18 protein-coding genes are annotated in these 22,869 nt (G+C 77.3%); 14 read left to right on the top strand and 4 right to left on the bottom strand.

Going from position 1 to position 22,869, the window contains the following annotated elements; all coding sequences use genetic code 11:
• The first annotated feature begins 29 nt into the window (after positions 1 to 29).
• The 3 genes from EDF38_RS00415 to EDF38_RS00405 are packed head-to-tail and all read left to right on the top strand — an operon-like array spanning position 30 to position 4,745.
• The gene (locus EDF38_RS00415) at positions 30 to 3,209 is read left to right on the top strand and encodes an FtsX-like permease family protein (protein ID WP_148061409.1); all 3,180 of its coding nucleotides are present in this window, start codon (positions 30 to 32) and stop codon (positions 3,207 to 3,209) included.
• On the top strand, positions 3,206 to 4,111 hold the full coding sequence (locus EDF38_RS00410) for an ABC transporter ATP-binding protein (protein WP_123353450.1): 906 nt from the start codon (positions 3,206 to 3,208) through the stop codon (positions 4,109 to 4,111). Before EDF38_RS00415 ends, EDF38_RS00410 begins: the two co-directional genes overlap by 4 nt.
• Positions 4,104 to 4,745 (top strand): ATP-binding cassette domain-containing protein, encoded by a 642-nt coding sequence (locus tag EDF38_RS00405; protein ID WP_158613283.1) that lies wholly within the window; start codon positions 4,104 to 4,106, stop codon positions 4,743 to 4,745. Before EDF38_RS00410 ends, EDF38_RS00405 begins: the two co-directional genes overlap by 8 nt.
• Positions 4,746 to 4,994: 249 nt before the next feature.
• On the opposite strand, the gene EDF38_RS00395 is transcribed toward EDF38_RS00405, so the two are convergent.
• A complete protein-coding gene (locus tag EDF38_RS00395; RefSeq protein ID WP_123353448.1) occupies positions 4,995 to 5,216 on the bottom strand; it encodes a hypothetical protein in 222 nt (73 codons plus the stop codon).
• A gap of 135 nt (positions 5,217 to 5,351) precedes the next feature.
• Positions 5,352 to 5,900 carry a hypothetical protein gene (locus EDF38_RS00390; RefSeq protein WP_123353447.1) on the bottom strand — a complete coding sequence of 183 codons (549 nt, stop codon included), beginning with the start codon at positions 5,898 to 5,900 and terminating at the stop codon, positions 5,352 to 5,354.
• Positions 5,901 to 6,069: 169 nt separating this feature from the next.
• Here EDF38_RS00390 and EDF38_RS00385 point away from each other — a divergent pair, with 169 nt between their 5' ends.
• On the top strand, positions 6,070 to 6,537 hold the full coding sequence (locus EDF38_RS00385; protein ID WP_123354916.1) for a VOC family protein: 468 nt from the start codon (positions 6,070 to 6,072) through the stop codon (positions 6,535 to 6,537).
• Here the strand turns inward: EDF38_RS00385 and EDF38_RS00380 are convergent.
• Positions 6,515 to 7,582 (bottom strand): magnesium and cobalt transport protein CorA, encoded by a 1,068-nt coding sequence (locus EDF38_RS00380; RefSeq protein WP_123354915.1) that lies wholly within the window; start codon positions 7,580 to 7,582, stop codon positions 6,515 to 6,517. The two genes, EDF38_RS00385 and EDF38_RS00380, sit on opposite strands and share 23 nt — an antisense overlap.
• A 194-nt stretch (positions 7,583 to 7,776) precedes the next feature.
• Between EDF38_RS00380 and EDF38_RS00375 the strand changes: the two genes are divergently transcribed.
• From EDF38_RS00375 to EDF38_RS00330, 10 genes are all read left to right on the top strand, one after another.
• Positions 7,777 to 8,862: a glycosyl hydrolase family 18 protein gene (locus EDF38_RS00375; RefSeq protein WP_123353446.1), complete on the top strand. Its 1,086-nt coding sequence runs from the start codon at positions 7,777 to 7,779 to the stop codon at positions 8,860 to 8,862.
• 118 nt (positions 8,863 to 8,980) lie between these two features.
• Positions 8,981 to 12,295: a hypothetical protein gene (locus EDF38_RS15775; protein ID WP_158613282.1), complete on the top strand. Its 3,315-nt coding sequence runs from the start codon at positions 8,981 to 8,983 to the stop codon at positions 12,293 to 12,295.
• A complete protein-coding gene (locus EDF38_RS00365; RefSeq protein ID WP_123353445.1) occupies positions 12,292 to 15,261 on the top strand; it encodes an FtsX-like permease family protein in 2,970 nt (989 codons plus the stop codon). Before EDF38_RS15775 ends, EDF38_RS00365 begins: the two co-directional genes overlap by 4 nt.
• A complete protein-coding gene (locus EDF38_RS00360; protein WP_123353444.1) occupies positions 15,258 to 16,355 on the top strand; it encodes an ABC transporter ATP-binding protein in 1,098 nt (365 codons plus the stop codon). Before EDF38_RS00365 ends, EDF38_RS00360 begins: the two co-directional genes overlap by 4 nt.
• Entirely contained in the window at positions 16,352 to 17,026 is a 675-nt protein-coding gene (locus EDF38_RS00355) for an ABC transporter ATP-binding protein (RefSeq protein WP_123353443.1), read from the top strand. Before EDF38_RS00360 ends, EDF38_RS00355 begins: the two co-directional genes overlap by 4 nt.
• On the top strand, positions 17,023 to 17,508 hold the full coding sequence (locus tag EDF38_RS00350; protein WP_123353442.1) for a holo-ACP synthase: 486 nt from the start codon (positions 17,023 to 17,025) through the stop codon (positions 17,506 to 17,508). The genes EDF38_RS00355 and EDF38_RS00350 overlap by 4 nt, the downstream gene beginning before the upstream one ends.
• A complete protein-coding gene (locus EDF38_RS00345) occupies positions 17,478 to 17,789 on the top strand; it encodes an acyl carrier protein (RefSeq protein WP_233572085.1) in 312 nt (103 codons plus the stop codon). The genes EDF38_RS00350 and EDF38_RS00345 overlap by 31 nt, the downstream gene beginning before the upstream one ends.
• Positions 17,786 to 18,934: an acyl-CoA dehydrogenase family protein gene (locus EDF38_RS00340; protein ID WP_123353440.1), complete on the top strand. Its 1,149-nt coding sequence runs from the start codon at positions 17,786 to 17,788 to the stop codon at positions 18,932 to 18,934. Before EDF38_RS00345 ends, EDF38_RS00340 begins: the two co-directional genes overlap by 4 nt.
• Positions 18,931 to 20,058 (top strand): amino acid--[acyl-carrier-protein] ligase, encoded by a 1,128-nt coding sequence (locus tag EDF38_RS00335; protein WP_199734537.1) that lies wholly within the window; start codon positions 18,931 to 18,933, stop codon positions 20,056 to 20,058. The genes EDF38_RS00340 and EDF38_RS00335 overlap by 4 nt, the downstream gene beginning before the upstream one ends.
• Entirely contained in the window at positions 20,055 to 21,839 is a 1,785-nt protein-coding gene (locus tag EDF38_RS00330; protein WP_148061408.1) for an alpha/beta fold hydrolase, read from the top strand. Before EDF38_RS00335 ends, EDF38_RS00330 begins: the two co-directional genes overlap by 4 nt.
• Here EDF38_RS00330 and EDF38_RS00325 read toward each other — a convergent pair.
• Positions 21,836 to 22,819, bottom strand: coding sequence for a magnesium and cobalt transport protein CorA (locus tag EDF38_RS00325; protein WP_123353438.1), 984 nt, complete (start codon positions 22,817 to 22,819; stop codon positions 21,836 to 21,838). The two genes, EDF38_RS00330 and EDF38_RS00325, sit on opposite strands and share 4 nt — an antisense overlap.
• Between the last annotated feature and the right edge of the window lie 50 nt (positions 22,820 to 22,869).

The following is a 22,869-nucleotide window of genomic DNA, read 5'->3' as shown; positions in this document are numbered from 1 at the left end:
CTCGTCCACGACCGCACGAGGAGGTGCCGGTGGCTCGTCCTTCCTGGGTCACGAGCGTGCTCCGCCGACCGGCGGGAGCCGTGTCGCTCGTCGTGCTCTCCGCGCTGGCCGTGCTCGTCTCGGTGCTCGCGCCGATGACGCTCCGCGCCGTGGAGCAGCAGTCGCTCGCCGAGGCGACGGCCCCCTCGCACGTCGACGAGACGACGCTCGTCGTCGTCTCCGCGGCCGAGGACGGCTCGGCCGTGGTCCGCACCTCGAACGTCCGCGACGTCGTCGGCGACGTCGAGGTCGGCGGCGTGTGGCGACCGGCCGTCACCGCCCTCGAGTCGGGCGCGCAGGTCACCTGGTCGACGACGGCGGCTCCCGACGTGACCGGCGGCGCCCGCGTCGCGGGCCTCTACCGGGAGGACTGCGGCGACACCGACCTCGTCGAGGGCCGGTGCCCCACGGCCGACGACGAGGTGATGGCCTCGGCGACGACCGAGGGCGTGGCCGTCGGCGACACCCTGGTCGCCCGTACCGACGACGGCGCCGTCGAGCTGACCGTGACCGGCCGCTACGACGCGAGCCGGGGCGACGGCCGGTTCTTCGCGGCGCCCTCGCGAGCCGTCAGCGTCGACGTGCCCGTCGTCGACGACCTCGTCGTCACGAGCGGCGGCTTCGACGAGCTGGCACTGCAGGCCAAGATCTACGGCGCCCTCGTGCCGACCCGCCCCCTCGCGCTCGACGACGTCGTGGGCGTGCGGGCGGACGTCGCGGCGATCGAGGAGTCGACCCTCGGCTCCGACGGGGCCGCCGCCCGGGCGCAGCTCCGCACCGGGCTGACCGGGGTGCTCGAGCGCTTCGACCGGCAGTCCGACGCGGCCGCCGTCATCGCCGCGGCGACCGCCCTGCAGGCCCTCGCGCTCGCCTGGTTCGGCGTCGCCCTCGTCGTGCAGCGCCTCGCCCGCGTCCGCTCGGCGGAATGGGGCCTCGCGCGGCTGCGCGGGCTCTCCCGTGCCCGGTGGCTCGCGACCGTCTTCACGGAGCCTGCGCTGGCCGTGCTCGTCGGCGCGGTGCTCGGCGCGCTGGCGGGCTGGGGCGCGGCCGTCGTCGCCGTCCGCTCCGGCCTCGGGTCGCAGGTGCCCGTGGAGCCCACCAGCCCGCTCGTGGCAGGCGCCGCCTCCCTCGCGCTCCTCGGGTCGCTGGCGGCGCTCGGCGTCGCGAGCCTGCGATCGGCGCGGGTGCCGCTCGACCAGCTGCTCGCGCGGCAGGCCGACCCCCAGCGCCTCGGCCGCGTCGGCGTCGCCGTGCAGGCCGGGCTCGCGCTCGTCACGGTCACCGTGCTCGTCGCGCTGGCCACGAGCGGCGTCGGCACCGGCGCGGGCGACGGCACCGGCACCGGCACGACCGACGCCGGCACCGCCGCGGCCCCCGGCGTCGCCCTCCTCGCCCCGAGCCTCGTGGCCGTGCTGCTCGGCGTCGTCGCCCTCCGCGTCGTGGCCCTGCTCGCGGCGCGGTCCGCCCGCCGACCGCCGCGCTCGCTGACGGCCGTGCTCGTCACGCGGCGCCTCGGCCGGGCGCCCTCGGTGCTCACCGCCGCCGTGCTCGTCTGCCTCGGGGTGGCCGTCGCCGGCTGGGCGACGCAGGTGGCGACGACGGCCGACCGCCTCCAGGTCGACCGGGCCCGCGCCTCCGTCGGGGCGGCCACGGCGCTCTCGGTCTCGGTGCCCGGCGACGTGCCGTTCGTCGAGGCGGTGCGGGCCGCCGACCCCGACGGCCGGCTAGCGATGGCGGTCGACGTCTTCACCCGCGGCACCGGCGTCGGGCGGCTCGTCGCCGTCGACTCCGAGCGCCTCGGCGCGGTGGCGGCCTGGTCGCCCGCCTGGAGCGACGCCGGCACCGCCGAACGCCTGCACGACCTGCTCTCGCCGCCCGCCGGCGACTCGTTCGTCCTCACGGGCTCGAGCGTCTCGCTCGACGTCGCCGACGTGGCGACCGCGGCGCCGAGCGGGCTGACGACCGACGCCTTCCCCACCGACCTTGCCGACGTCTCCCTGCGCCTCGTCGTGCAGGCCGACGACGGCTGGCACACCGTCGATCTCGGCTCGCCGCGCGACGGCACGCTCACGAGCGTGCCCGGGCGGTTCCCCTGCGAAGCCGGCTGCCGCGTCGTCTGGCTGGGCGCGACGAGCTCGCGCGCGACGACGCCGCCGTTCGGCGTCTCGCTGACGGTGACGGGCGTCTCGACCGACCGACAGGGCGCCGACGAGACGGAGGGCTGGCTCGCGGCCGACCGCTGGCACGACCGGGTCGGCGACGACGTCGACCCGACGCGTCCGGCCACCGCGCTCGTCCTCGACGCCGACGGACGCCCCGGGCTCGAGCTCACCCTCCTCGACGAGCAGGGCGGCGACACGGCGTCGATCGCGCCGCGGGACGCCCCCGAGCCGCTGCCCGCCCTCGTCGCGGAGGGGACCGCGGTCGAGCCGTTCGCCGGCGTGGACGGCGGGGTCGTCGGCATCGGGCCCGACCTGAGCTCCCGGCTGCTCGCCGACGTCGGCCACGCCTGGGTGCTGCCGCGGCTCGGCGGCGAGGGCGTCCTGGTCGACCTCGCGATGCTCGACCGGGTCACCGACCCGGCCCTCTCCCAGTCGGAGCACGAGGTCTGGCTCGCCCCGACGACGGCCGACGAGGAGGCGCGGGTCGTGTCGGCCCTGCGACGGGAGGGGATCGAGGTCGTCACCACCACGACCCTGGCGGCGACGGCGGACGGCTACCGGCACGCGGCGCCGACCCGCGCCTCCTCGTTGGCCCTGGTCGTCGGGGGCGCGGCGCTGCTGCTGACGCTGGCGGCGACCGTCGCGGCCCGGGTCGTGTCGGCGCCGTCGCGACGACGCGACCGGACCGCCCTCGAGGCGGCGGGCATCCCGGGCGGGCGGCTGAGGCGGGCGACGCGGCTCGAGGTGTTCCTGCCGCCGGCCGTCGGGACGGTGCTCGGCGGGGTCGCGGGGCTGGTCGCGTACCTGCTGACGATCCCCGGGCTGCCCCTCGTCGTCGACTCGGGGCGGACTCCGCCGCCCGACCTCGCCCCGGCCTGGCTGCCGCTGGCGCTCGTCGTCGTCGGGACGCTGGCGCTGCTGGCCGGCACGGCCGGGGTCGCGGCCCGGGTCGAACACGGGCGTCGGGACCCTCGGCACGACCACCGCGACGGAGGGACCACCCGATGAGCGACGACCTCGCCCTGCTCTGCCGCGGGCTCGTGCACGTCTACCGCGAGGCGGGGACCGACGTGGCGGCGCTCCGCGGCGTCGACCTCGTGGTGCCCGGGGCGCAGCGGGTCGCGGTGCTCGGCCCGTCGGGCTCGGGCAAGTCGACGCTGCTCTCCATCGTGGCCGGGGTGACGCGCCCCTCGGCCGGCCGCGCGGAGGTCTTCGGCACCGACCTCGCCACCGCGAGCGCCGCGACGGTCCGGCGCCTCCGCCGCGGCACCCTCGGCCTCATGATGCAGGGCGCCCCGGCGAACCTGCTGCTGCACGACGACGCCCTCGGCAACCTCGCCTGGGCCGTCGGCAGCCGCGCCCGGGACGACCTGCGGGTCGGGCGGCGGGTGCTCCGCGCGACGGGGCTCGCCGGCGACCGTCGCCCCGTCGGGCAGCTGACCCCGACCGAGCAGCAGGTCGTCGCGCTGGCCGTGGCGCTCGCCCCGCGCCCGCGCCTGCTGCTCGCCGACGAGCCGACCAGCCGCCTCGGGCCCGTCGCCCGCGACGCGCTGCTCGACCTGCTCGTCGAGACGACGGACGCGTCGGGCACCGCCGTGCTCGTCGTCACCCACGACGACGCGGTGGCGGCGCGGATGCAGCGCATGGTGCACCTCCGCGACGGACGGGTCGGCGAGGAGGCGACGGCCGAGGGACGCTGGTCGGTCGTCGGCACCGACGGATCGCTGCAGCTGCCGCAGGCGCTGCGGGCCGACTGGGCCGACGGCTCGCTCGTCTCCGTCGAGGAGGTCGCGCCGGGCGAGCTGCGCGTGCGGCGGGCTGGGGCGGGGGCCGGGGCTGGTGCTGGGTCCCGGGCGGATGCGGGTGGCCGGGCGAGCGTGCCGGCGGACGGAGGAGACGACCGTGGCTGACCCCGACCACCGCCCGCCGGAGGCGCGCCCCACCTTCCCCACGCTCCGCCTCGTCGGGCTCGTGGTGCGTCGGCCCGACGGCGCGCCCTCGTCGCCGATCGACCTCGTCGTGCCCTCCGGCGCGGAGGTCGTGCTCGTCGGCGACCCCGACGGCGTCCCCTCGGCCGTGCTGCGGGTGGTCGCGGGGCTCGAGCAGCCGCTCGCCGGACGCGTCGAGCTGCACGCCGCCGGCCGCCCCGCCGTGGGGCTCGTCACGCGTCAGCATGAGCTGCTCGGCACCCTGACGGCCGCCGAGAACGTCGCGCTGCCGCTGCTGGCCGGCTCGGCGGGCGGCCTCGCCGACTGGGCCCGCGTCGAGCAGCTGCTCGGCCGTCTCGGCGTGCCGGAGGCCAGCTGGCACAACCTGCTCGAGCAGCTCTCCGGGGGTCAGCAGCAGCGGGTCGCGGTGGCGCGGGCGCTGGTCGCGGAGCCGGCCGTCCTCTGCCTGGACGACCCCACGAGCGAGCTCGACCCGACGAGCACGGACGTGGTGCGCGGCGTGGTCGACGCCGCGCGGCACGCCGGCGCGTGCGTGGTCGGCGCCGGGTCGGAGGACCCGGCCCGCCCGGGGACGCTGGCCGTGCCGGTGAGCTGACCCGCGCCTCCGGCGAGCGGAAGCCGCGTCGGGCTCGACCACCTGAGCCTCCGCGTCGGCTCGGTCGACGAGCTGCACGCCGCCGCCGCCCGCCTCGACCCCGCGGGCATCGTCCACGGCGAGGTCACCGACCTGCCGCCGTTCGGCCTCGTGATCCTCTCGCTCCAGGACCCCGACGACATCGACCTCGAGCTCGCGGCCCCGCGCCCGTAGCGCACCCGCCCCAGGGCCCCGGGCCGGAGGCGCGGTCTAGAAGAAGCCCGGCGCGCGGTCCCCGCCGCCCTGGTCGGCGGGCGGCGTCGTGCCGAAGGCCTTGCGACCGTTGACGGCGGTGATGACGACGACGAACGCCGTGAAGAGGATCGAGAACCAGACGCTCGGCTCGATGACGAGCCAGACGAGGGCGATCATGCCGATCGCGACGACGACGCTGATGCCCCACACGACGTGGCCGAGCCGATCGTTCTTCATCGCTCAGTCCTACCCGGCCGACGGTGGTGAGGTGCGTCGCGCCGACGCGCCCGTCCTCGGGAGGCCGGCCCGCGCCTCCCCGGCGGGTGACCTGGCCCGGCAGCCGCCCGCAAGCTGGCGGCAGCCGACGCCCGGCTACGACCCCGCAGGCACGCCCGGCGTCATCGAGCCGATCACGGCGAGCGCCTGGGCGACCACGATGCTCGCGACGACGACGCTGACCAGCCAGACGCCGATGTAGACGAAGAGCGGCGCGAGGCCGCGGCCCGTCCGGCGCTTCACGACGACCGTGCGGCCGATGACGTAGACGACCGACAGGAACGCCCACGGCCACGGGAAGGGCCGGTCGATGCCACGGGCCCGCAGCGCCCGCCAGTCGAAGAACGCGAGCACGACGGTCAGCGCGAACGAAGCCCAGCTGATCAGCTGCGCCGCGACCAGGCCGGGCGGGGTGGCGGCGTTGACGGCTCCGTCGCCTGACGTGCCCGCACGCATCATGTCGCCGACCCACGTGTCGATGTCGATGAAGAACACGCTGACGAGGCCGACCAGCGGCAGCAGCACGATCGCCCAGAAGAACGGGGTGGAGGGGTCGGCGTCGCTCCGGCGCGGCGCTCCGGGCTGGTCGCCGTAGCCGGCGGGAGGAGCGGGCGGTCCGGCGGGGAAGGAGGGCGGCTGGCTCATGGTGTCCGTTCACGTCGTCGTACTGAGGTCGGCTCACTGTACCGAACCGGACCGTTCTGTCCGCCGAGCACGCCCTTGACCGCGGCCCTGGGCGGGTGCACCATCACGACCGAGCGTGCTCGACTCCCCGCGCGCGCCCGTCCGTGCACCGCTGTCGAAGGAGTCCCCCATGATGTTCGTCAACCTGCCCGTGACCGACCTCGACCGTGCGGTGAGGTTCTACACGGCGCTCGGCTTCACGCAGAACCCGGCCTTCAGCGATGAGAACGCCGCCTGCATCGTCGTCGAGGAGGACCAGAACGCGTTCATGCTGCTGGTGCGCGACTACTTCCAGACCTTCTCCGACCGCCCCGTCGGCGACCCCTCCACGACCGTCTCGGTCACGACCGCCCTCTTCCAGGGCAGCCGCGACGAGGTCGACGCGGTCGTCACGGCGGGCCTCGCGGCGGGCGGCGTCGAGGAGCGCCCGGCGAGCGACTACGGCTTCATGTACCAGCGGCAGCTCGCCGACCCCGACGGCAACATCCTCGAGTTCGGCTGGATGGACCCGGTGGCCGCCGCCCAGGGCCCCGCAGCCGCCGCACAGGACGGCGACGCGGCGCCCGGCGACGCCGCTACATCCAGCGCTTCTTCTTGAACACCAGCCACAGCAGGAAGCCGAGCAGCAGCATCAGCCCCAACGCGAACGGGTACCCGAACCGCCAGTGCAGCTCGGGGATGACGTCGAAGTTCATGCCGTAGATCGACGCGACGAGGGTCGGCGCGAAGAGGATCGCCGCCCACGACGAGATCTTCTTCACCTGCTCCCCCTGCTCCATGGAGGCGCGGGCCAGCCGCCTGCTCTCCTCGCCCTGCGCGAGGCTGGCGCTGGTCATGCGCCGCATCGCGTCGTTCTGCTCCTGGGTGACCAGGGTCGAGTGCAGGGTCAGCGCGTTCTCGAGGAGCACACGGAAGGTGTCGACCCGCTCCGTGATGCGGATCGTGTGGTCGAGCACGTTGCGCAGCTGGTGCTGCACGTCGTCGTCGGTGCCGTACTTCTGGGCGCCGCGCAGCAGCGAGTCGACCATGCCGGGCAGCGGACCGATGGCGCGCTGGAACCCGATCACCTCCGACAGCAGCTGGTAGATGCGCTTCGACGACTCGGGGTCGACGTCGCCGTCGAAGAGGTCGTCCTCGATCTCGTCGATGTCGTCCTGCAGCCCGGCGACGACCGGCGCGTAGCCGTCGACGATCTCGTCGAGCACGCGGCTGAGCACGGCCTCCGACCCCTTCGCGAGGAACTCGGGATCGCCCTCGAGCCGCTTCCGCACGAGCCCGAGGTCGGGTCGCTCGGCGTGCCGCACGGTGACCACGAAGCGCGACCCGGCGAACAGGTGCACCTCGCCGAACTCGACGGCCTCGTGCTCGTCGTCGTACCAGGCCGAGCGCAGCACGATGAAGAGGGTCTTGCCGTAGCGCTCGAGCTTGGCGCGCTGGTGGCCCTTGCGGGCGTCCTCGACGGCGAGGGGGTGCAGGTCGAACTCGGCGGCGACCGAGTCGAGCTCGGCGGGGCTGGGCCGGAACAGCCCGATCCAGGCCATGCCGCCGGGGGTCTGGTCGAGGGCCTCGTACGTCGAGCGGAGGTCGCCGGGCGTCTGCGTCCGCGCCCCGCCCACGTAGATGCCGTTGTCGATGAGCGCCATGAGCACCTCCGGGCCGTGCGGCCCTCCCGGGCCCGGCCCCTCGTGGGCCGGTGGCAGCCTAGTGCGGCCGACCCGCGCCTCCGGACGTCCTCACGGCATCCCTACGGCGTCGTGACGAGGGTGTCGGCGGTCGCCCCTAGGCTCGGGCCGACCGACCGGCTCTCCGCCGGTGCCGACGCGACCGAGGAGCTGCCGTGCGAGGACGCCGGACGAGGAGGCGCGGGGTCGTCGCCGCCCTGCTCGCCCTCCCCCTCGTGCTCGCCGCCTGCACGGTGGCGAGCACCCTGCCCGAGGTCGCGCCGGCGGCCTCCGGTCCCGCCGTCGAGCCTGCCGCGGCCCCGGCCGACGCGGCCGGCCTCGACGTCACCGGGTTCGTGCTCGAGGGCGCCGACCCTGGGCTCGTCGCCGCGAGCGCGGCCTCCCTCGACGTGGTCGGGGTCGACGGCGTCCTGCTCGCCGACGACGGGTCGGGCGTGGGCTCGGGCGTGGGGTCGCCGTCCGACGACGCGCTCGCCCAGCGCGACGCCGCGCACGACGCCGGGCTCACGGCGCAGCTGGTGGTCAGCAACTTCGACGAGGGCCTGGGCGACTTCAGCGAGGCGGTGGCCGCGGGGCTGCTCGGCTCGCCCGACCACCGCGCGGCGGTCGTCGCGTCGCTCGCGGCCGACCTGGCCGACGGCGGCTGGGACTCGGTGATGATCGACCTCGAGGGCATGAGCGGCGACGAGACGGCCGGGCTGACCGCCTTCGCGGCCGAGCTGCGCGCCGCCGTGGGGCCCGAGGTGCGGCTCGACGTCGCGCTGCAGGCGGCCACGACGCCCGAGGGCTACGCCGACCTCGGCTACGACGTCCCCGCCCTCGCGTCGTCGCTCGACCACCTGACCCTCATGGCCTACGACGAGCACGGCCCGTGGGAGGCCGACGACCCCGGTCCCGTCGGCTCGCTCGACTGGACGGCCCAGGCGGTCGACGCGCTCACCGCGCTCGCGCCCGCCGACCAGGTCGTGCTCGGCGTCGCCGGCTACGGCTACCGCTGGGGCGGCGACGAGCCCGCCGCGCAGGTCTCCGACGCGGCCGCTCGCGACCTGGCCGGCGCCGCCGCCTCCACCTGGCAGGACGACGTCGGCGAGCACACCGCGACGCTCGCCGACGGCGGGGTCGTCTGGTGGTCCGACGCCCGCTCGCTCGCCGTACGGGTCGACCTGGCGCAGCGGCTCGGCATCGCGGGCGTGGCCGTGTGGTCGCTCGACCTGTCCGACCCCGTCGAGCTCGCGCGATAGGGGCCCGGGACTTGTCGGCGCCCGGCCCGTGCGGCATGCTCGACCAGACGACCGCCCGGGTGGGGGCGGCCATGACCCGTCGTCGGCGCCGAGCCCGCGACGGTCGGTGAGGGGGCCCGTGACGACGATCGGCCTGCTGTGGCGCCGGGCGCTGGCCCGCCGCGCCCTCGTCTCCGCCGTCGCGCTCGTGGCCGCTCTGACCGTCCCGTTCGTCGCCGTCGTGCTCGGGCTCGTCGACGACGGCGCCTCGCGCGGGGCCGTCGAGGTGCTGCGTGCGCAGCCGGCCCAGGCCGCCTCGGCCCGGGTCTCGGCGCCCCTGGCCGACGACCCCGCGGCCGCCGACGACGCCGTCCGGGCGCTCGTCGCCGAGCGCTTCCCCGCCGACTCGGTCGACGTGCTCTCCCGCACGCGCAGCGCCCCGCTGACCGTCGCCGCCGGGCCGGCCGGCGCCCTGGGCAGCCCCGTCGTCGTCGGGACGGAGCCCGCGCTCGGCGACCTGGCCGAGGTCGTGGCGGGCGAGGCGCTCGACGCGGGGGGCGCCTCCTCGTCGGGGGTCGTGCCGGCGGCCGTGCAGGCCGACGCGGCCGAGGCGCTCGGGCTCGCGATCGGCGACCGCCTGACGGTGGGCACCGACGACGAGACGCTCGAGCTCGAGGTGACGTCGACCTGGCGGGCCGCCGACCCGACGGCGACCGCCTGGTGGGGCGAGCCCGCCGCGGCCGGCGGGGCGACCACGACGAGCGACGGGCTGGTCGTCGTGCCGGAGGGCTCCGCGGGCGACGTGCCCGGCGCCGCGACGGCCTCGTGGGTGCTCGCGGCGACGCCGACCGGCGTTCGGGGCGGGACGGCGTCCGACGTCGCGGCCGCGCTCTCGACGCTGCCCGACGACCTCGCCGACGCCGACCTCGGCGGCTCGACCGTGCCCGACGTCGACGGCGCCCTCGGCCGCACCCTCGACGACCTCGTGCGGGCGCGGTCGTCGGCGCTCGCCCTCGCCGCCGTGGCGCTGAGCCTCGCCGGGGTGCTCGCCGCGACGGCCGTGCTGCAGGTGAGCACGCTCCTCGCCCGGTCGCGGCGCGACCAGCACGACCTGCTCCGGGCCCGCGGGGCGACGACCGGGCAGTTCACGTTCCTCGCCGTGGTCGAGACGGGGGTCGTCGCGCTCGTCGCCGGCCTCGTCGGCGGCGCGGTCGGCCTCGGGGCCTCCGGCGGCGTCGCCGGGCTCGCGGCCACGGCCGCGGCGCTGCTCGCGGTCGTGGTCGGCAGCGTCGTCGTCGCCGGGCTCGTGGGCCTCGTCGACGCACGCGCGCAGGCCCGGGGGCGGGCCCCCGGTCGCGCGGGGGCGTCGCCCGTCGTCCCCCTGGTCGCGGCCGGCGTCGTCGCCCTGCTCGGCGCCGGCCTCACGACCGCGCGGCTGCTGCAGCGCGGCACGCCGTTCCGCACCGACGACGGCACCGCGGCGGGGACCGTCGTCGGCGTCGACCCGGTCGCGGCGCTCGGCCCGGTGCTCGTGCTCGTCGCCGGGGTGCTCGTCGCGGGCCTGCTGCTCGTGCCCGCGTCGGCCGGGGTCGCCCGGGTCGCCGCGCGCGGCCCGCGGCTCGCCCCCTCGCTGCCCGCCCGGCAGGTCGCCCGACGACCATGGCAGGCGGTCGCCGTCGCCGCCGCGGTCGCGGCGGCCGTGGCCACCGCCGGCCTGGCCTCGGGCTTCGCCTCGACGTGGCGGGAGGTCGACGCGTCGGCCGCCGCGGTGCGCGTCGGCGCCCCGCTCACGGCCACCGTGTCCGACGCCCGCTCGGTCGAGTCGGGAGCCGTGCCGCTGCGGTCGGCCGCGCTCGCGGGCTCCGACGACGTCACGGCGTCCGCGGCGGTGGTCGTCGACACGGCGACGGTCGGCGACGACGAGGTGGCGCTCGTGGGGCTGGCGTCCGACCGGTGGGCGGGGCTCCTCGACGACCCGGCCCGCGCCTCCTCGCTGTCCGACCGGCTGGCACCGCCGTCGCTCGCGGGCACGCCGCTGCCCGAGGGCACCCGGCGCGTCACGGCGTCGCTGGCCGTCGGCGAGCCGACGTCGTCGGCCGACGGGTCGCCCGTGTTCGCCGGGGGGACGGTCTCGACCGTGCTCTGGGCGGCGGACGACGACGGGGTCGTGGTCGAGGTGCCGCTGGTCGGCACGGGAGCCGGAGGCGCCGCCCCCGACACCGAGGCCGCGGCAGGCACCGACGCCGGCACCGGCACCGACACCGAGACGGGTCCCGAGACCGACGCCAACGCGGCCTCCGCCTCCCGCGGCTCCCTCCGGCTCGGCGAGGACGCCGAGGTCAGTGCCGAGCTGCCGGCGGCCCGGGGCTCATGGCGCCTGCTCGCGGCCCAGTCGACGATGCAGCTCACCTTCGCGCCGTTCGCCGAGTTCCCCGGCGACCCCGAGCCCGCGCCGGTGGCGGTCGACGTCGCGATCGGGTCGCTGCGCGTGGGCACCGCCGACGGGACCGACGCCGCGGCTCCCGAGACCGCCACCGAGCCCGTCGACCTCTCCGCGCGCTTCCTCGTCGTCGAGGAGCAGGCCGTCGAGCGCGTCCCCCTCGGCCCCGCGGCCGCCGAGACCGACCCGCGCGACGTCGGCCCGGGCGGCACCGGCCGGGGCGACGCCGCCCTCCCCGACGTCCCCGTCGTCCTCACCTCCGCCCTCGCCGCCCGCACCGGCGCGGGCGTCGGCGACTCCGTCGACGTCCTCCCCGGCACGACGGGCGATCCCGTGCCCGCCGTGGTGGCCGGCGTCGTCGACGCCCTGCCCGGCTCCGGCCGGTCGCGGTCGGCGGCGGTCGACCTGCGGGCGCTCACCGACCACGCCGTGCTCGCGGGCGACCGGGTGCCGACGCCCGGCTCGCTCTGGGTCGCGCCGCGCGACGGGCGGACGGCCGAGGCCACCGTCGACCTCGTCCGCGCGGTCGACGAGGAGGCGGTGGTCCGGTCCGCCGCGTCGACCACCGTCGCCCCCGTGGTGCGTCCCGCCGTGACCGCGGCGTGGGCCGCCGCCGCGGCCGCCGGGGTGCTCGCCGTGCTCGTCGCGGCCGCGGCCTCGGCCGGTCAGCGACGGCAGCGCCTCGAGGAGGTCGCCGTGCTGCGCCAGCTCGGTGTCCGCCCGGCGCGGCAGGCCGCCCAGCGCGCCGCCGAGAGCGTCGCCGTGCTGCTCGCCGCGGTCGTGGCAGGCGTGGCCGTCGGGGCCGCCGTCGTCGGCACGGCCGTCGCGCCGTTCGCCCTCGCGGCGGTGCCCGGGTCGAGCGCGATCGTGCGGTCGACCCCGGGCGTCGACCCGGTCTCGTGGGGCCTCGCGGTCGCCGCCCTCGTCGCCGCGTTGGCCGTCGTCGTGGTCGTCGACGCCCTCGTCGTCGCCCGCTCGGCACGCACCGCGACCCTCGCGGAGGGCGACCGGTGACGCGCCGCCCGGGCCTCTCCGACGGCGCGATGCTCGTCCGCGCGGGCCTCGCCGAGCGCGGGCCCCTGGTCGCGACCGCCGTCGTGACGCTCGTCGTGACCGTCCTCGCCGTGCTCGCCCCGCTCGCGCTCTCGGCTCTGCTCACCGAGGGGCTGCGGCACGACCTCACCGCCGCGACGCCGGTGCGGCGCGACCTCACCGCCCCGATCCGCAGCGTCGCGACGACCGACGACGACGACCCGTGGAGCGGCCTCGACGCCGACCTCGCGGCCGTCCGCGACGACTTCCCCGCCGTGCTGCAGCGCGCCGTCGGCCCGGCCGACCACGTCGTCGTCACCGACCGGCTGCCGCACGCCGCGCCCGCCGGGGCCCCGCGCGGCTCGCTGTCGATCGCGGCCGACCCCGACTTCGCCGGGCGCGTCCGCCTCGTCGAGGGCGCCGAGCCCCCGACGGCGGAGCCCGGCGGCGTCGTGCCGGTCACGATCAGCGTGGCCTCGTCCGAGCGCGCGGCCTGGCCGGTGGGGCAGACGCGCACCCTCTCGCTCGCCGACGGCACCGAGGTCGACGCCGTGGTCAGCGGCACCTGGCGGGCGGTCGACCCCGACGACCCGTACTGGGGCCACGCCGTCGCCACCCTCGAGCCCGCCCTCGAGACCCTGCGCAGCGGCGAGATCGTCGTGCACGTCACGGGCACGGTCGCGCCCGCCTCCTACCCGGTCGTCGCCGCCCTGCCCGGCGTCGTGGCGGGCTCGGCCTGGTTCCCCCTCCGGCCCGGGGCGGTGTCGGGCGCCGACGCCCGCCAGGTCGCCGCCGAGACCCGTCGCGTCACCAGCGTGCGCCAGCCCGCGCCGCACCTGCCGGGCGAGGGCTCGGCCCTGACCTTCTCGACGGGGCTCGGCGACGTCGTCGAGTCGTCCCTCGCCCGCGGCGCCACGACGACGTCGCTCGCGCTGGCGCTCCTCACCGGCCCCGCGGGCGCCGCGGTCGCCCTCGACCTGCTGCTCGCGCGGCTGCTGCTCGCCCGGGCCGGGCCCGCCCTCGCCCTCGTCGCCGCCCGCGGGGCCGGCCGCGGGCGACTCACCGCGGTGACCACGGCCCTGGTCGGCGCCGCCACCGTGCCGAGCGCCGTGCTGGGCGCGGCGGCCGCGTGGTCCGTGGCCGCCGTGACGAGCGCCGGGACCGGCGGCGCAGGCGTCGGAGCGGGGGGCGGCGCCGTGTCGCCCGGCACCGCAGCCCTCGTGGTCGGGGCCGTCGTCGCGGCAGCGCTCGTGCCGGTGGCCGCGGTGGCCGCAGGCCTGCCCGACGCGCTGCCGCGTCGGCGACGCAGCCCGCGCCTCCTCGTCGAGGTCGTCCTCGTCGGCGCGACCGTCGCCGCGGCCGTGGTCGTGACGCGCCAGGGGCTCGGCAGCACGACGCCCGACGGCGGCGTCGACCCCCTCGCCGCCGCCCTGCCGCTGCTGCTCTGCCTCGTCGGCTGCGTCGTCGCCACCCGCGTCGGGCCGCGCCTGCTCGGGGCCCTGCACCGACGCGCCCGCCGCCGCCGCGGCCCGTCGCTCGCGGTCGGCCTCGCCCTCGCCGCCCGCTCGGCGGCGGGAACGGCGCTGCCCCTGCTGGCCGCGGTCGTCGGGGTGTCGGTCGCGCTCTTCTCCGGGGTCGTGCTGAGCACGCTCCGCAGCGGTCTCGACGACGCGGCCCGCGCCTCCGTCGGCTCGGACGTCTCGGTGACCGCCCCCGTGCTCACCGACGCCGCGGTCGACGACCTCGCGACGCTGCCCGGGGTCGCGGCGAGCGCAGGGGTCGTCGTGGCCCGGGTGAACGTCGAGGGCGGCGGGCAGCGGCGGCAGGCCGACCTGCTCGTCGTCGACGCCGACCGGTTCGCCGCCGCCACCGCGGGCGTGCCCGGGGCCCCCGAGCTGCCCGCCGACCTCGCCGCCGGAGGCGCGGGGACCGGAGGCGCACAGCCCGCCGCCGTCCCCGTCGTCGCGTCCTCGGCGCTGACCGAGGTGCTCGGCTCCGGCGGGCTCACCGTCGGCGACGACGACCTCGAGGTGGTCGGCGAGGCCGCCCCCGACACGTCCCTCGCGACGGGACGCCTCTGGCTGCTCGCCGACCGTTCCGCCGTCGACGATCTCGACGGCGTCGACGTGCTGCCGTCCCGGGCGCTGGTCGCGACCGCCCCCGGAGCGGACGTCGACGCGGTCGTCGCCGAGGTGCGGACCGCCCTCGTCGACACCCCCGCGGTCGTGGTCGAGACCGCCGCCGACGCGCGCGCCCGCCTCGAGGCCGACCCGCGCGTGCCGGGCATCCGGCAGCTCGCGACCGCCGCGACCCTCGTCGGCGGGCTGCTCGCCCTCGCGGCGCTGCTCGCCAGCGTGCTGCTCGAGGTGCCGCACCGCCGCGAGCGCACGGGCCAGCTGCGCGTGGCCGGGCTCGACCGCCGACAGGAGGCGCGGCTCCTGGTCGCCGAGACCGCGCCCGTCGGCCTCCTCGCCCTCGTCACGGGCGTGCTCACCTCGGTCGCCGTCGTCGCGGTCGTGCTGTCCGCGGCCGACCTGCGCTCGTTCACCGGCGGGGCGACCCGGCCGCCCGTGCACGTCGACGCCTCCGCCGCGGGGGCGGTCGGGGTCGGGCTGCTGCTCGTCGCCGCCGTCGTCGCGGTGGCCGTCGCGACCGGAGGCGAGCGGCGGGCCCGCGGCGGGCGGCGGACGCCGGGCGAGCGGTCGTCGGTCGAGCAGTCGCCGGTCGAGCGGTCGTCGGTCGAGCAGGCACCGGGCCGGGGCTCACCGGGTCGGCAGGCGCCCGCCGGGCACGACGCCTCCCCCGCCGCCGGCCGCCGAGCCCACGCCGCCTCGCGTCGCGGCCCCGGACGGCCCGCTGCCCCGCCGACGCCCCCGACACCCCCGACACCCCCGACACCGCCGACACCCCCGGCCGCACCGCCCGTCTCCCCCGAGGAGGAACGATGAGCCCCCGCCCCACCGACCGACGCGAGCACGACGGCCCCGACATCGTGTGCCGTGACCTCGTGCGCATCTTCCGCACCCGTGACGTCGAGGTGCAGGCGCTCCAGGGACTCGACCTCGTCGTCGAGCGCGGCGACATCACGGCGCTCGTGGGGGCGTCGGGCTCGGGCAAGTCGACGCTGCTGACGATCCTCTCCGGGCTCGACGAGCCGTCCGCGGGCTCCGCGGTCGTCGCCGGGGTCGACCTCTCCGGCCTCTCGGCCCGCGACCGCGCGCTCTTCCACCGGCACCGCGTCGGCTTCGTCTGGCAGCAGACGAGCCGAAACCTGCTGCCGTTCCTCACGGCCGCGCAGAACGTCGCCGCGGTGCTCGCCGTCGCGGGCCTGCGCGGCGGTCGGGCGCGTCGACGACGCGTCGACGAGGTGCTCGGGCTGCTCGACGTGGCCGACCTCGGCGACCGCCTCCCCCGCGAGCTCAGCGGCGGCCAGCAGCAGCGCGTCGCCCTCGCCGTGGCCGTGGCGGGCGACCCTGCGGTGCTGCTCGCCGACGAGCCGACCGGCGCGCTCGACGACGAGACGAGCGCCGAGGTGCTCGAGGCGATGCGCCTGCTCAACGAGCGCAGCGGCGTCACGACGCTGATCGTCACGCACGACGCGTCGGTCGCCGAGCACGTGCGGCGCACCGTGCAGATCCGCGACGGGCGCACGTCGACCGAGGTGCTGCGGCGGCGCCGCGGCGAGCCGGTCGCCGGGGGCGCGGGGTCGACCGCCGCGACCGGCGACGTCGACACCGGGATGGGCACCGGCACGGCCCGGCGGACGCTCGCCGACGCCGACCAGGGCGACGTCGTGGCCGAGGAGTTCTCCGTGATCGACCGCGTCGGGCGCCTCCAGCTGCCCGAGGCGTTCCAGCAGCAGCTCGGGCTGCGCGACCGCGTGCGGCTCTCGCTCGAGCCCGACCACGTCGCCGTGCGCCCCGGTCACGACCCGGCGCCCGCACCCGCACCCGCACCCGCAGCGGCACCGGCACCAGCACCAGCACCGGCACCGGCACCGGCACCGGCTACCGCCGCCGACGACGAGGAGCCCCGCCCGTGACCGACCCCGTCCTCCGCGCCACCGGTCTCGGCCGGGTCTTCGACACCCCCGCGGGCCCGGTGACCGCCCTCGCCGACGTCGACCTCGAGGTCTCGGCGGGCGAGGTGCTCGTCGTGCGCGGAGCGTCGGGCGCGGGCAAGTCGACCCTGCTCGCCCTGCTCGCGACCCTCGACCGGCCCACGAGCGGCGAGGTCGTCGTCGACGGCCAGGCCGTGGGGTCGCTGTCCGAGCAGCGCCTCGCCGACCTCCGCCGCGACCGCCTCGGCGTCGTGCCGCAGTCGTTCGGGCTGATCCCGGTGCTCTCCGCCGCCGAGAACGTCGAGGTGCCGCTGCGCGTCCGGCGCACCTCCGTCGCGCGACGCGACGCCCGCGTGGCCGAGGTGCTGGGCCTCGTGGGCCTCGCCGAGCACGCCGGCCAGCGCCCCGACGAGCTCTCGGGCGGCCAACAGCAGCGCGTCGGCATCGCCCGGGCCCTGGCGACCCGGCCGGCCCTGCTCGTCGCCGACGAGCCGACCGCGCAGCTCGACGCCGTCAACGCGCGACGCGTCGTCGACCTGCTGCTCGCGGAGGCGGCCGAGCACGGCCTCGCGGTCGTCGTCGCCACGCACGACGACGACCTCGCGGCCCGCGCGACCCGCGTGCTCACGCTCGCGAGCGGACGCCCTGCGTGAGCGCCCGCACCCCCGGCGCCCCCGAGCCGCGCGAGCGCCGCGGCGACCTCCGCCTCGGCTGCGACGTCGCCTCCGCCGACGACGTGGCCGCGTCGATCGCGACCTTCGGCGACCGGTACCTCGACCGCGTCTTCACGTGGGTCGAGCGTGCCGAGAGCCACGACGACCCCGCCCGACTCGCCGCACGCTTCGCCGGAAAGGAGGCCGTGCTCAAGGTGCTGCGCCCCCGACCGACCGACGCCGTCGGGCTGCACGACGTCGCGGTCGTCCACGACGACCGCGGGGCACCCACCGTCGAGCTGTCCGGCGGCGCGGCCCGCCTCGCCGTCGAGCAGGGCCTCGGGCACGTCGTGATCAGCCTGTCCCACGAACGGGGGGTCGCGGTGGCGATCGCTGCGTGCAGGGTACAAAGGCCTCGTCGGAGCATCTTTCTTGGGGTTACCCTCCCCCTATGGATTACCCGAACCACGTCACCTCGATGACCGACGACGCCGTCGGTCGACCCGGCCAGGCCGCCCTCTCCGCCGCCCACGACGCCGTCCGCCGCGCGCTCTCCCAGTACGGCGGGCTCACGGCCGACGCGTCGTCGGTGGCGCCCGACGCCGACCTCTACGCCCTGGGCCTCACGTCGCACGCCACCGTCAACGTCATGCTCGCGATCGAGACCGAGCTCGACGTCGAGTTCCCCGACGAGCTGCTCACCCGGTCGACGTTCGAGACCGTCGGCGCCCTCGTGGCCGCCGCCACCGCGGCCGACCAGTGACCGGCCGCTTCGCGGCCCGTGCGGCCGCGAGCGCCGCCGTCGCCGCCGCCCACGCGGCGGAGGTCGACCGTGACGCGCGCCCGCCCGCCGAGGCGATCGCCGCGCTGCGCGAGAACGGCCTCCTGGCCGCGGCCGTGCCCGTCTCCCTCGGCGGCGAGGGCGCGACGCTGGCCGAGCTCTCCGAGATCGCGACCGAGCTCGGCCGTGCCTGCGCGGCGACGGGCATGGTGTTCTCGATGCACCAGGGCCAGGCGATGGCCCTCTGGCGCCACGGCGGCGACTCCCCGGCGGTGGCCGAGGCGATCACGGTCGTGCTCGCCGGCGGCCTGATGGCCTCCTCCACCACGGAGAAGGGCGGCGGCGGGGCGACCGGCAGCAGCACCTGCTCGGTCGAGCCGGTCGACGGCGGCCGGGTGCACCTCCGCAAGGACAGCCCCGTCGTCTCGTACGCGACCGAGGCCGCCGCCGTGCTGGTGACGGCCCGCCGCGCGCCCGACGCGCCCGCCAGCGACCAGCGCCTCGTGGTCGTGCCCGTCGCCGACCTGGCGATGACGCCGACCTCCGAGTGGGACACCCTCGGATTCCGCGGCACGAACAGCCGCGGCTACCTGCTCGACGCCGAGGTCGACGCCGGCCTCGTGCTGCCCGAGGACTACGCGACCATCTCGGCACACACGATCGTGCCGGTGTCGCACGTCCTCTGGGCGTCGACCTGGCTCGGCATCGCCGCGTCGGCGGCCGACATCGCCCGCAAGGCGGTGCGCAAGCAGGCCCGCACGGCGATCGGCACGACGCCCCCGGCGGCCGTTCGGCTCGCCGAGCTGCTCGTCGCCCTGCAGACGATGGCCGACAGCACGCGGCACGCCGCCGCGCGCTTCGACCAGATCGCCGACGACCGCGACGCCCTCGGCGCCGTGTCGTACACCCTCACCGCCAACGGCCTCAAGATCGCCACGTCGGAGGCGGTGGTCGACATCGTCACCCGCGCCCTCCGCATCGTGGGGATCGCCGCCTACCGCCTCGACAGCGACCTCTCGCTCGGGCGCCACCTCAGAGACGCACACGGAGCATCGATGATGATCAGCAACGAACGGCTCCTCCAGACCGACGCGGGCTTCGCCCTCCTCTCCGGGGCGACGCTGTGACCGGCCCGACCGACGGCGTCACCCCCGCCGCCGACGACGCCACGGCCGCCACCGCCTCGGTGACCGCCGACACCGCCGCCGTCGTCCCGGTGCACGCCGCCGACGCCGACGACAGCAGCACCGTGACGCCCGCCGACCTGCCGGCGACCGCCCCCGCGGTCGACCTCGGGGCGCTGGTGAGCACGCTGGCCGAGCCCACCGGGTCGGCCGACGACCTCGAGGCCGCGCGGGCCACGTTCCGGGCGCGCCTCCTCGACGACCGGGTGCTGGTCGACCTCGGCCGCCCCGGCCTCTACGGCCGCAGCCGCGCGTTCGAGCGCGTCATGCAGGCCGTGCGCGCGACGTGGACGGCCGCCAACGCCGACCTCGAGCCCGACCTGCTGCGCTTCCCGCCGGTGATCACGCTGCCGACGTTCGAGCAGACCGACTACATCGCGTCCTTCCCCGACCTCGCCGCCGCGGTGTCGTCGTTCCGCGGAGGCGACCGCGAGCACCGCGAGCTGCTCGCGGCCCGCGCCGCCGGCGAGCGCTGGGAGCGCTTCCTCGAGCCCGCCGACGTCATGCTGACCCCGGCGGCCTGCCACCCGGTCTACGCGCTGCTCTCCGGCCAGCTGCCCGAGGGCGGCCGCATGTTCGACGTCGACGGCGACTCGTTCCGCCACGAGCCGTCGCTCGACCCGATGCGCCTGCAGGCATTCCACATGCACGAGTTCGTGCACGTCGGCACGCCCGCCTCGGCCCGCAGCCACCGCGACTCGCACGTCGAGCCGATGGCCGAGCTGCTGCGCTCGTTCGGCCTCGAGATCGACGTCGTGCCCGCGAACGACCCGTTCTTCGGCCGCGTCGGCAAGATCCTCGCGCGCAACCAGGTCGCGCAGTCGCTGAAGTTCGAGTTCATCACGCCGGTCTACGGAGCCGACCAGCCCTGGACGGCGATCGCCTCGGCGAACCTGCACGAGGACCACTTCGGCCTGGCCTTCGGCATCACCACGGCCGACGGAGGCACCGCGCACAGCGCCTGCCTCGCGTTCGGCCTCGAGCGGATCACCCTGGCGCTCTTCGGCGTCCACGGCTCCGACGTCGACGCGTGGCCCGCGGAGGCCCGCACGGCGCTCTCGTTGTGAGCCCCGCCAGCGCCGTCGCGCCCGCCGGCACGGTGCGGCACGGCTGGACGGGCGAGCCCGCGATCCGGGTCGCCCTCCACCTGCCGGCGACCCCCGACGCCCCGCGGCGCCCCGCCGACGACGGCCCCGAGGAGGCGCGCCCCGCCTCCCCGACGACCGCCGTCGTCGTCTGCCCGCCCCTCGGGCAGGACCACGTCGTCGCCTACCGCACCCTGCGGCTGCTCTCGGAGGAGCTCTCGGCCCGCGGCGTCGCCTCCGTCCGCTTCGACCCCTCGGGCACCGGCGACAGCGCGCCCGACGACTCGCCCGACGCGCCCGTCACGAGCGCCCTGACGGCCGCCGCGCTGCTGCGCGACGCCGGCTGGGCGCGCGTCGTGTTCGTCGGCCTGACCTCGGGCGCGCTGATCGCCGCCGAGGCCGCCCGGCGGCTGCCGGGCGCGGGCCTCGTCGTCTGGGACGCGCCCGCGTCGGGCCGCGCCTGGGTCCGCCGCCAGCGCGCCCTCGCGACGATGAGCATGGGCGCCGACCGCACCGTCGGCGACCGCGAGAGCCTCGTCGGCATCGACCTCGCGCCCGGGGTCGCCGACCGGCTGGCCGCGATGACGATCGGCTCCGACGGCGACGGCCCCGTGCTGGCCGTGACGCGGCCCGGTGCGCCCGTGCCGCCCGGGCTCGCCCCCGGAGCCGCGCACGTCGACCCGCCCGGCACCGCCGAGCTGCTCGACGGCACGAGCATGGCCGCGCGCATCCCCGGCGGCGTCGTCGAGGTCGTCGCCGACTGGGCGCGCGACGCCTTCCTCGGCGCGGCGGGAGCCCCCTCGGGGCCCGACGGGCTCGACGTCCCCGACGTCCCCGCCTCGACCGAGGCGCCCGGCGCCTCCGACGTCGACCGGCTCACGGCTCCCGTCCACCTCGACGACCACCTGCTCGTCCGGCACCCGGACGGCGACGTCGTCGACCGGGTGACCACGCTCGGGCCCGACCGGCTGTTCGCGGTCGAGAGCGTGCCTGCGGGGGCCGGCCCGCGCCTCCCCGTGGTCGTGCTGCACAACGGCGCGTCCGAGCACCGCGTGGGCGCCGCCGACTACCAGGTCGACCTGGCCCGGCAGCTCGCCCGCGACGGCGTGCGCGTCGTGCGGTTCGACCGCCGCGGCACGGGCGAGAGCGGACCGGTCAGCGCCGACGAGCTCGACCTGATGTTCTCGCAGGAGTGGATCGACGACCAGGCCGCCGTCGTCAAGGCCGTGCGCGCCGGCGCCGCCGGTGCGGGTGACGACCTCGCCGTCGTCGGCATGTGCTCGGGAGCGTGGCTCGCCGCGCGGTCGGCGTCCGAGGCCCCGCGCCTCGTGATCGAGATCAGCCCGAACGACTACCGCCGCAAGCCCGCCGCGCCCGGGGCCTACGTCGACGCGGCCCGCGAGGTCGAGGACGTCTCGGCCGCCCGCCACTGGGCCCGCGACCGGTTCAACCGCTGGGCTCCGCCGTGGCTGCGGCTCAAGCTCGCCCGCCGCGGACCAGCGGGCGACGTGGGGGCGCACCTCGGTCCGGTCGTCCAGGCCGGCAGCCGGTCGGTGCTCGTCATGAGCCCGCTCGACGGCGAGCTCTTCGACCAGCTCGGCGGGCCCGACGCGGTCGAGCAGCTGGGCGGCGGGGTCGAGGTCGTCCGCGTGCCCGAGGGCGACCACTCGCTCTTCGCCCCCCGGATGCGCGCGACCGTCGCCGAGATCGTCCGCGCCCGCGTCGCCGAGGCGTTCGGCACCGCGGGGCCCGGCGCTCGCTAGAGCCAGCGCTTGAGCTTGAAGGCGCCCCAGAGCCCTCCGCCGATGCCGACCATCAGCGCGAGGGCGAAGGGGTAGCCGAAGGTCCAGTGCAGCTCGGGCATGACGTCGAAGTTCATGCCGTAGATCGCGCCGACGAGGGTCGGGGCGAAGAGGATGGCGGCCCAGGCCGAGATGCGCTTGGTCACGTCGTTCTGCACCTGGGCGACGAGGGTCGCGTTGAGCGAGAGGGCGTTCTGCAGCACCGCGCGGAACGTGTCGGCGCGGTCGACGACGCGGATCACGTGGTCCTGCACGTCGCGGAGCCGGCGCTCGAGCTCGGTGCCCATGCGGTACTTCTCGCCGCCGCGGATCAGCCCGTCGAGCATGCCGACGAGCGGCCGCGTCGCCTTCTGGAAGTCGGCGACCTCGCCGAACAGCTCGTAGATGCGGCGGGCGACCGTGGCCTCGCCGGCGAAGAGCTGCTGCTCGATCTCGTCGATGTCGTTCTCGAGGCCGTCGACGACCGGCGTGTAGGCGTCGACGACGGCGTCGAGCACGGCCCAGAGGATCGCCTGCGGCCCCACCTCGAGCAGCTCGGGCTTGGCGCGCAGCCGGCTCGTGCTGCGGGCGAGGTAGCGCTGGTCGATGTCGGCGACGTGGTTGATCGCGACGAAGAAGTCGGGGCCGACGAAGACGTGGATCTCGCCGAACGCGACCGACTCCTCGGCGTCCTGGTAGACCGCGGGGCGCACGACCACGAAGAGGGTCGAGCCGTAGCGCTCGAGCTTGGCGCGCTGGTGGCCGTGGCCGGCGTCCTCGACGGCGAGCTCGTGCAGGTCGAAGCGGTCGGCGAGCGAGGCGAGCTCGGCGCCGTCGGGCTCGCTGAGCACGACCCAGGCCGTGCCGCCGGTGGCGGTGAGCGCGGCGTAGGTCTCGTCGAGGGTCGCGGGCGACGAGCTGAGCCGGCCGTCGACGTAGACGTCGTTGATGAGCAGGGGCATCCCCCGAGTCTCGCAGGGCCGCGGCCCTGTCCGTGCGAGGCGAGGAGGTC

The sequence above is a fragment of the Frigoribacterium sp. PhB160 genome (assembly GCF_003751785.1).
In the GTDB taxonomy this organism is placed as follows: Bacteria; Actinomycetota; Actinomycetes; order Actinomycetales; family Microbacteriaceae; genus Frigoribacterium.
Note: the sequence above shows the minus strand (reverse complement) of the source record. Positions and strands in the feature narration are given on the sequence as shown.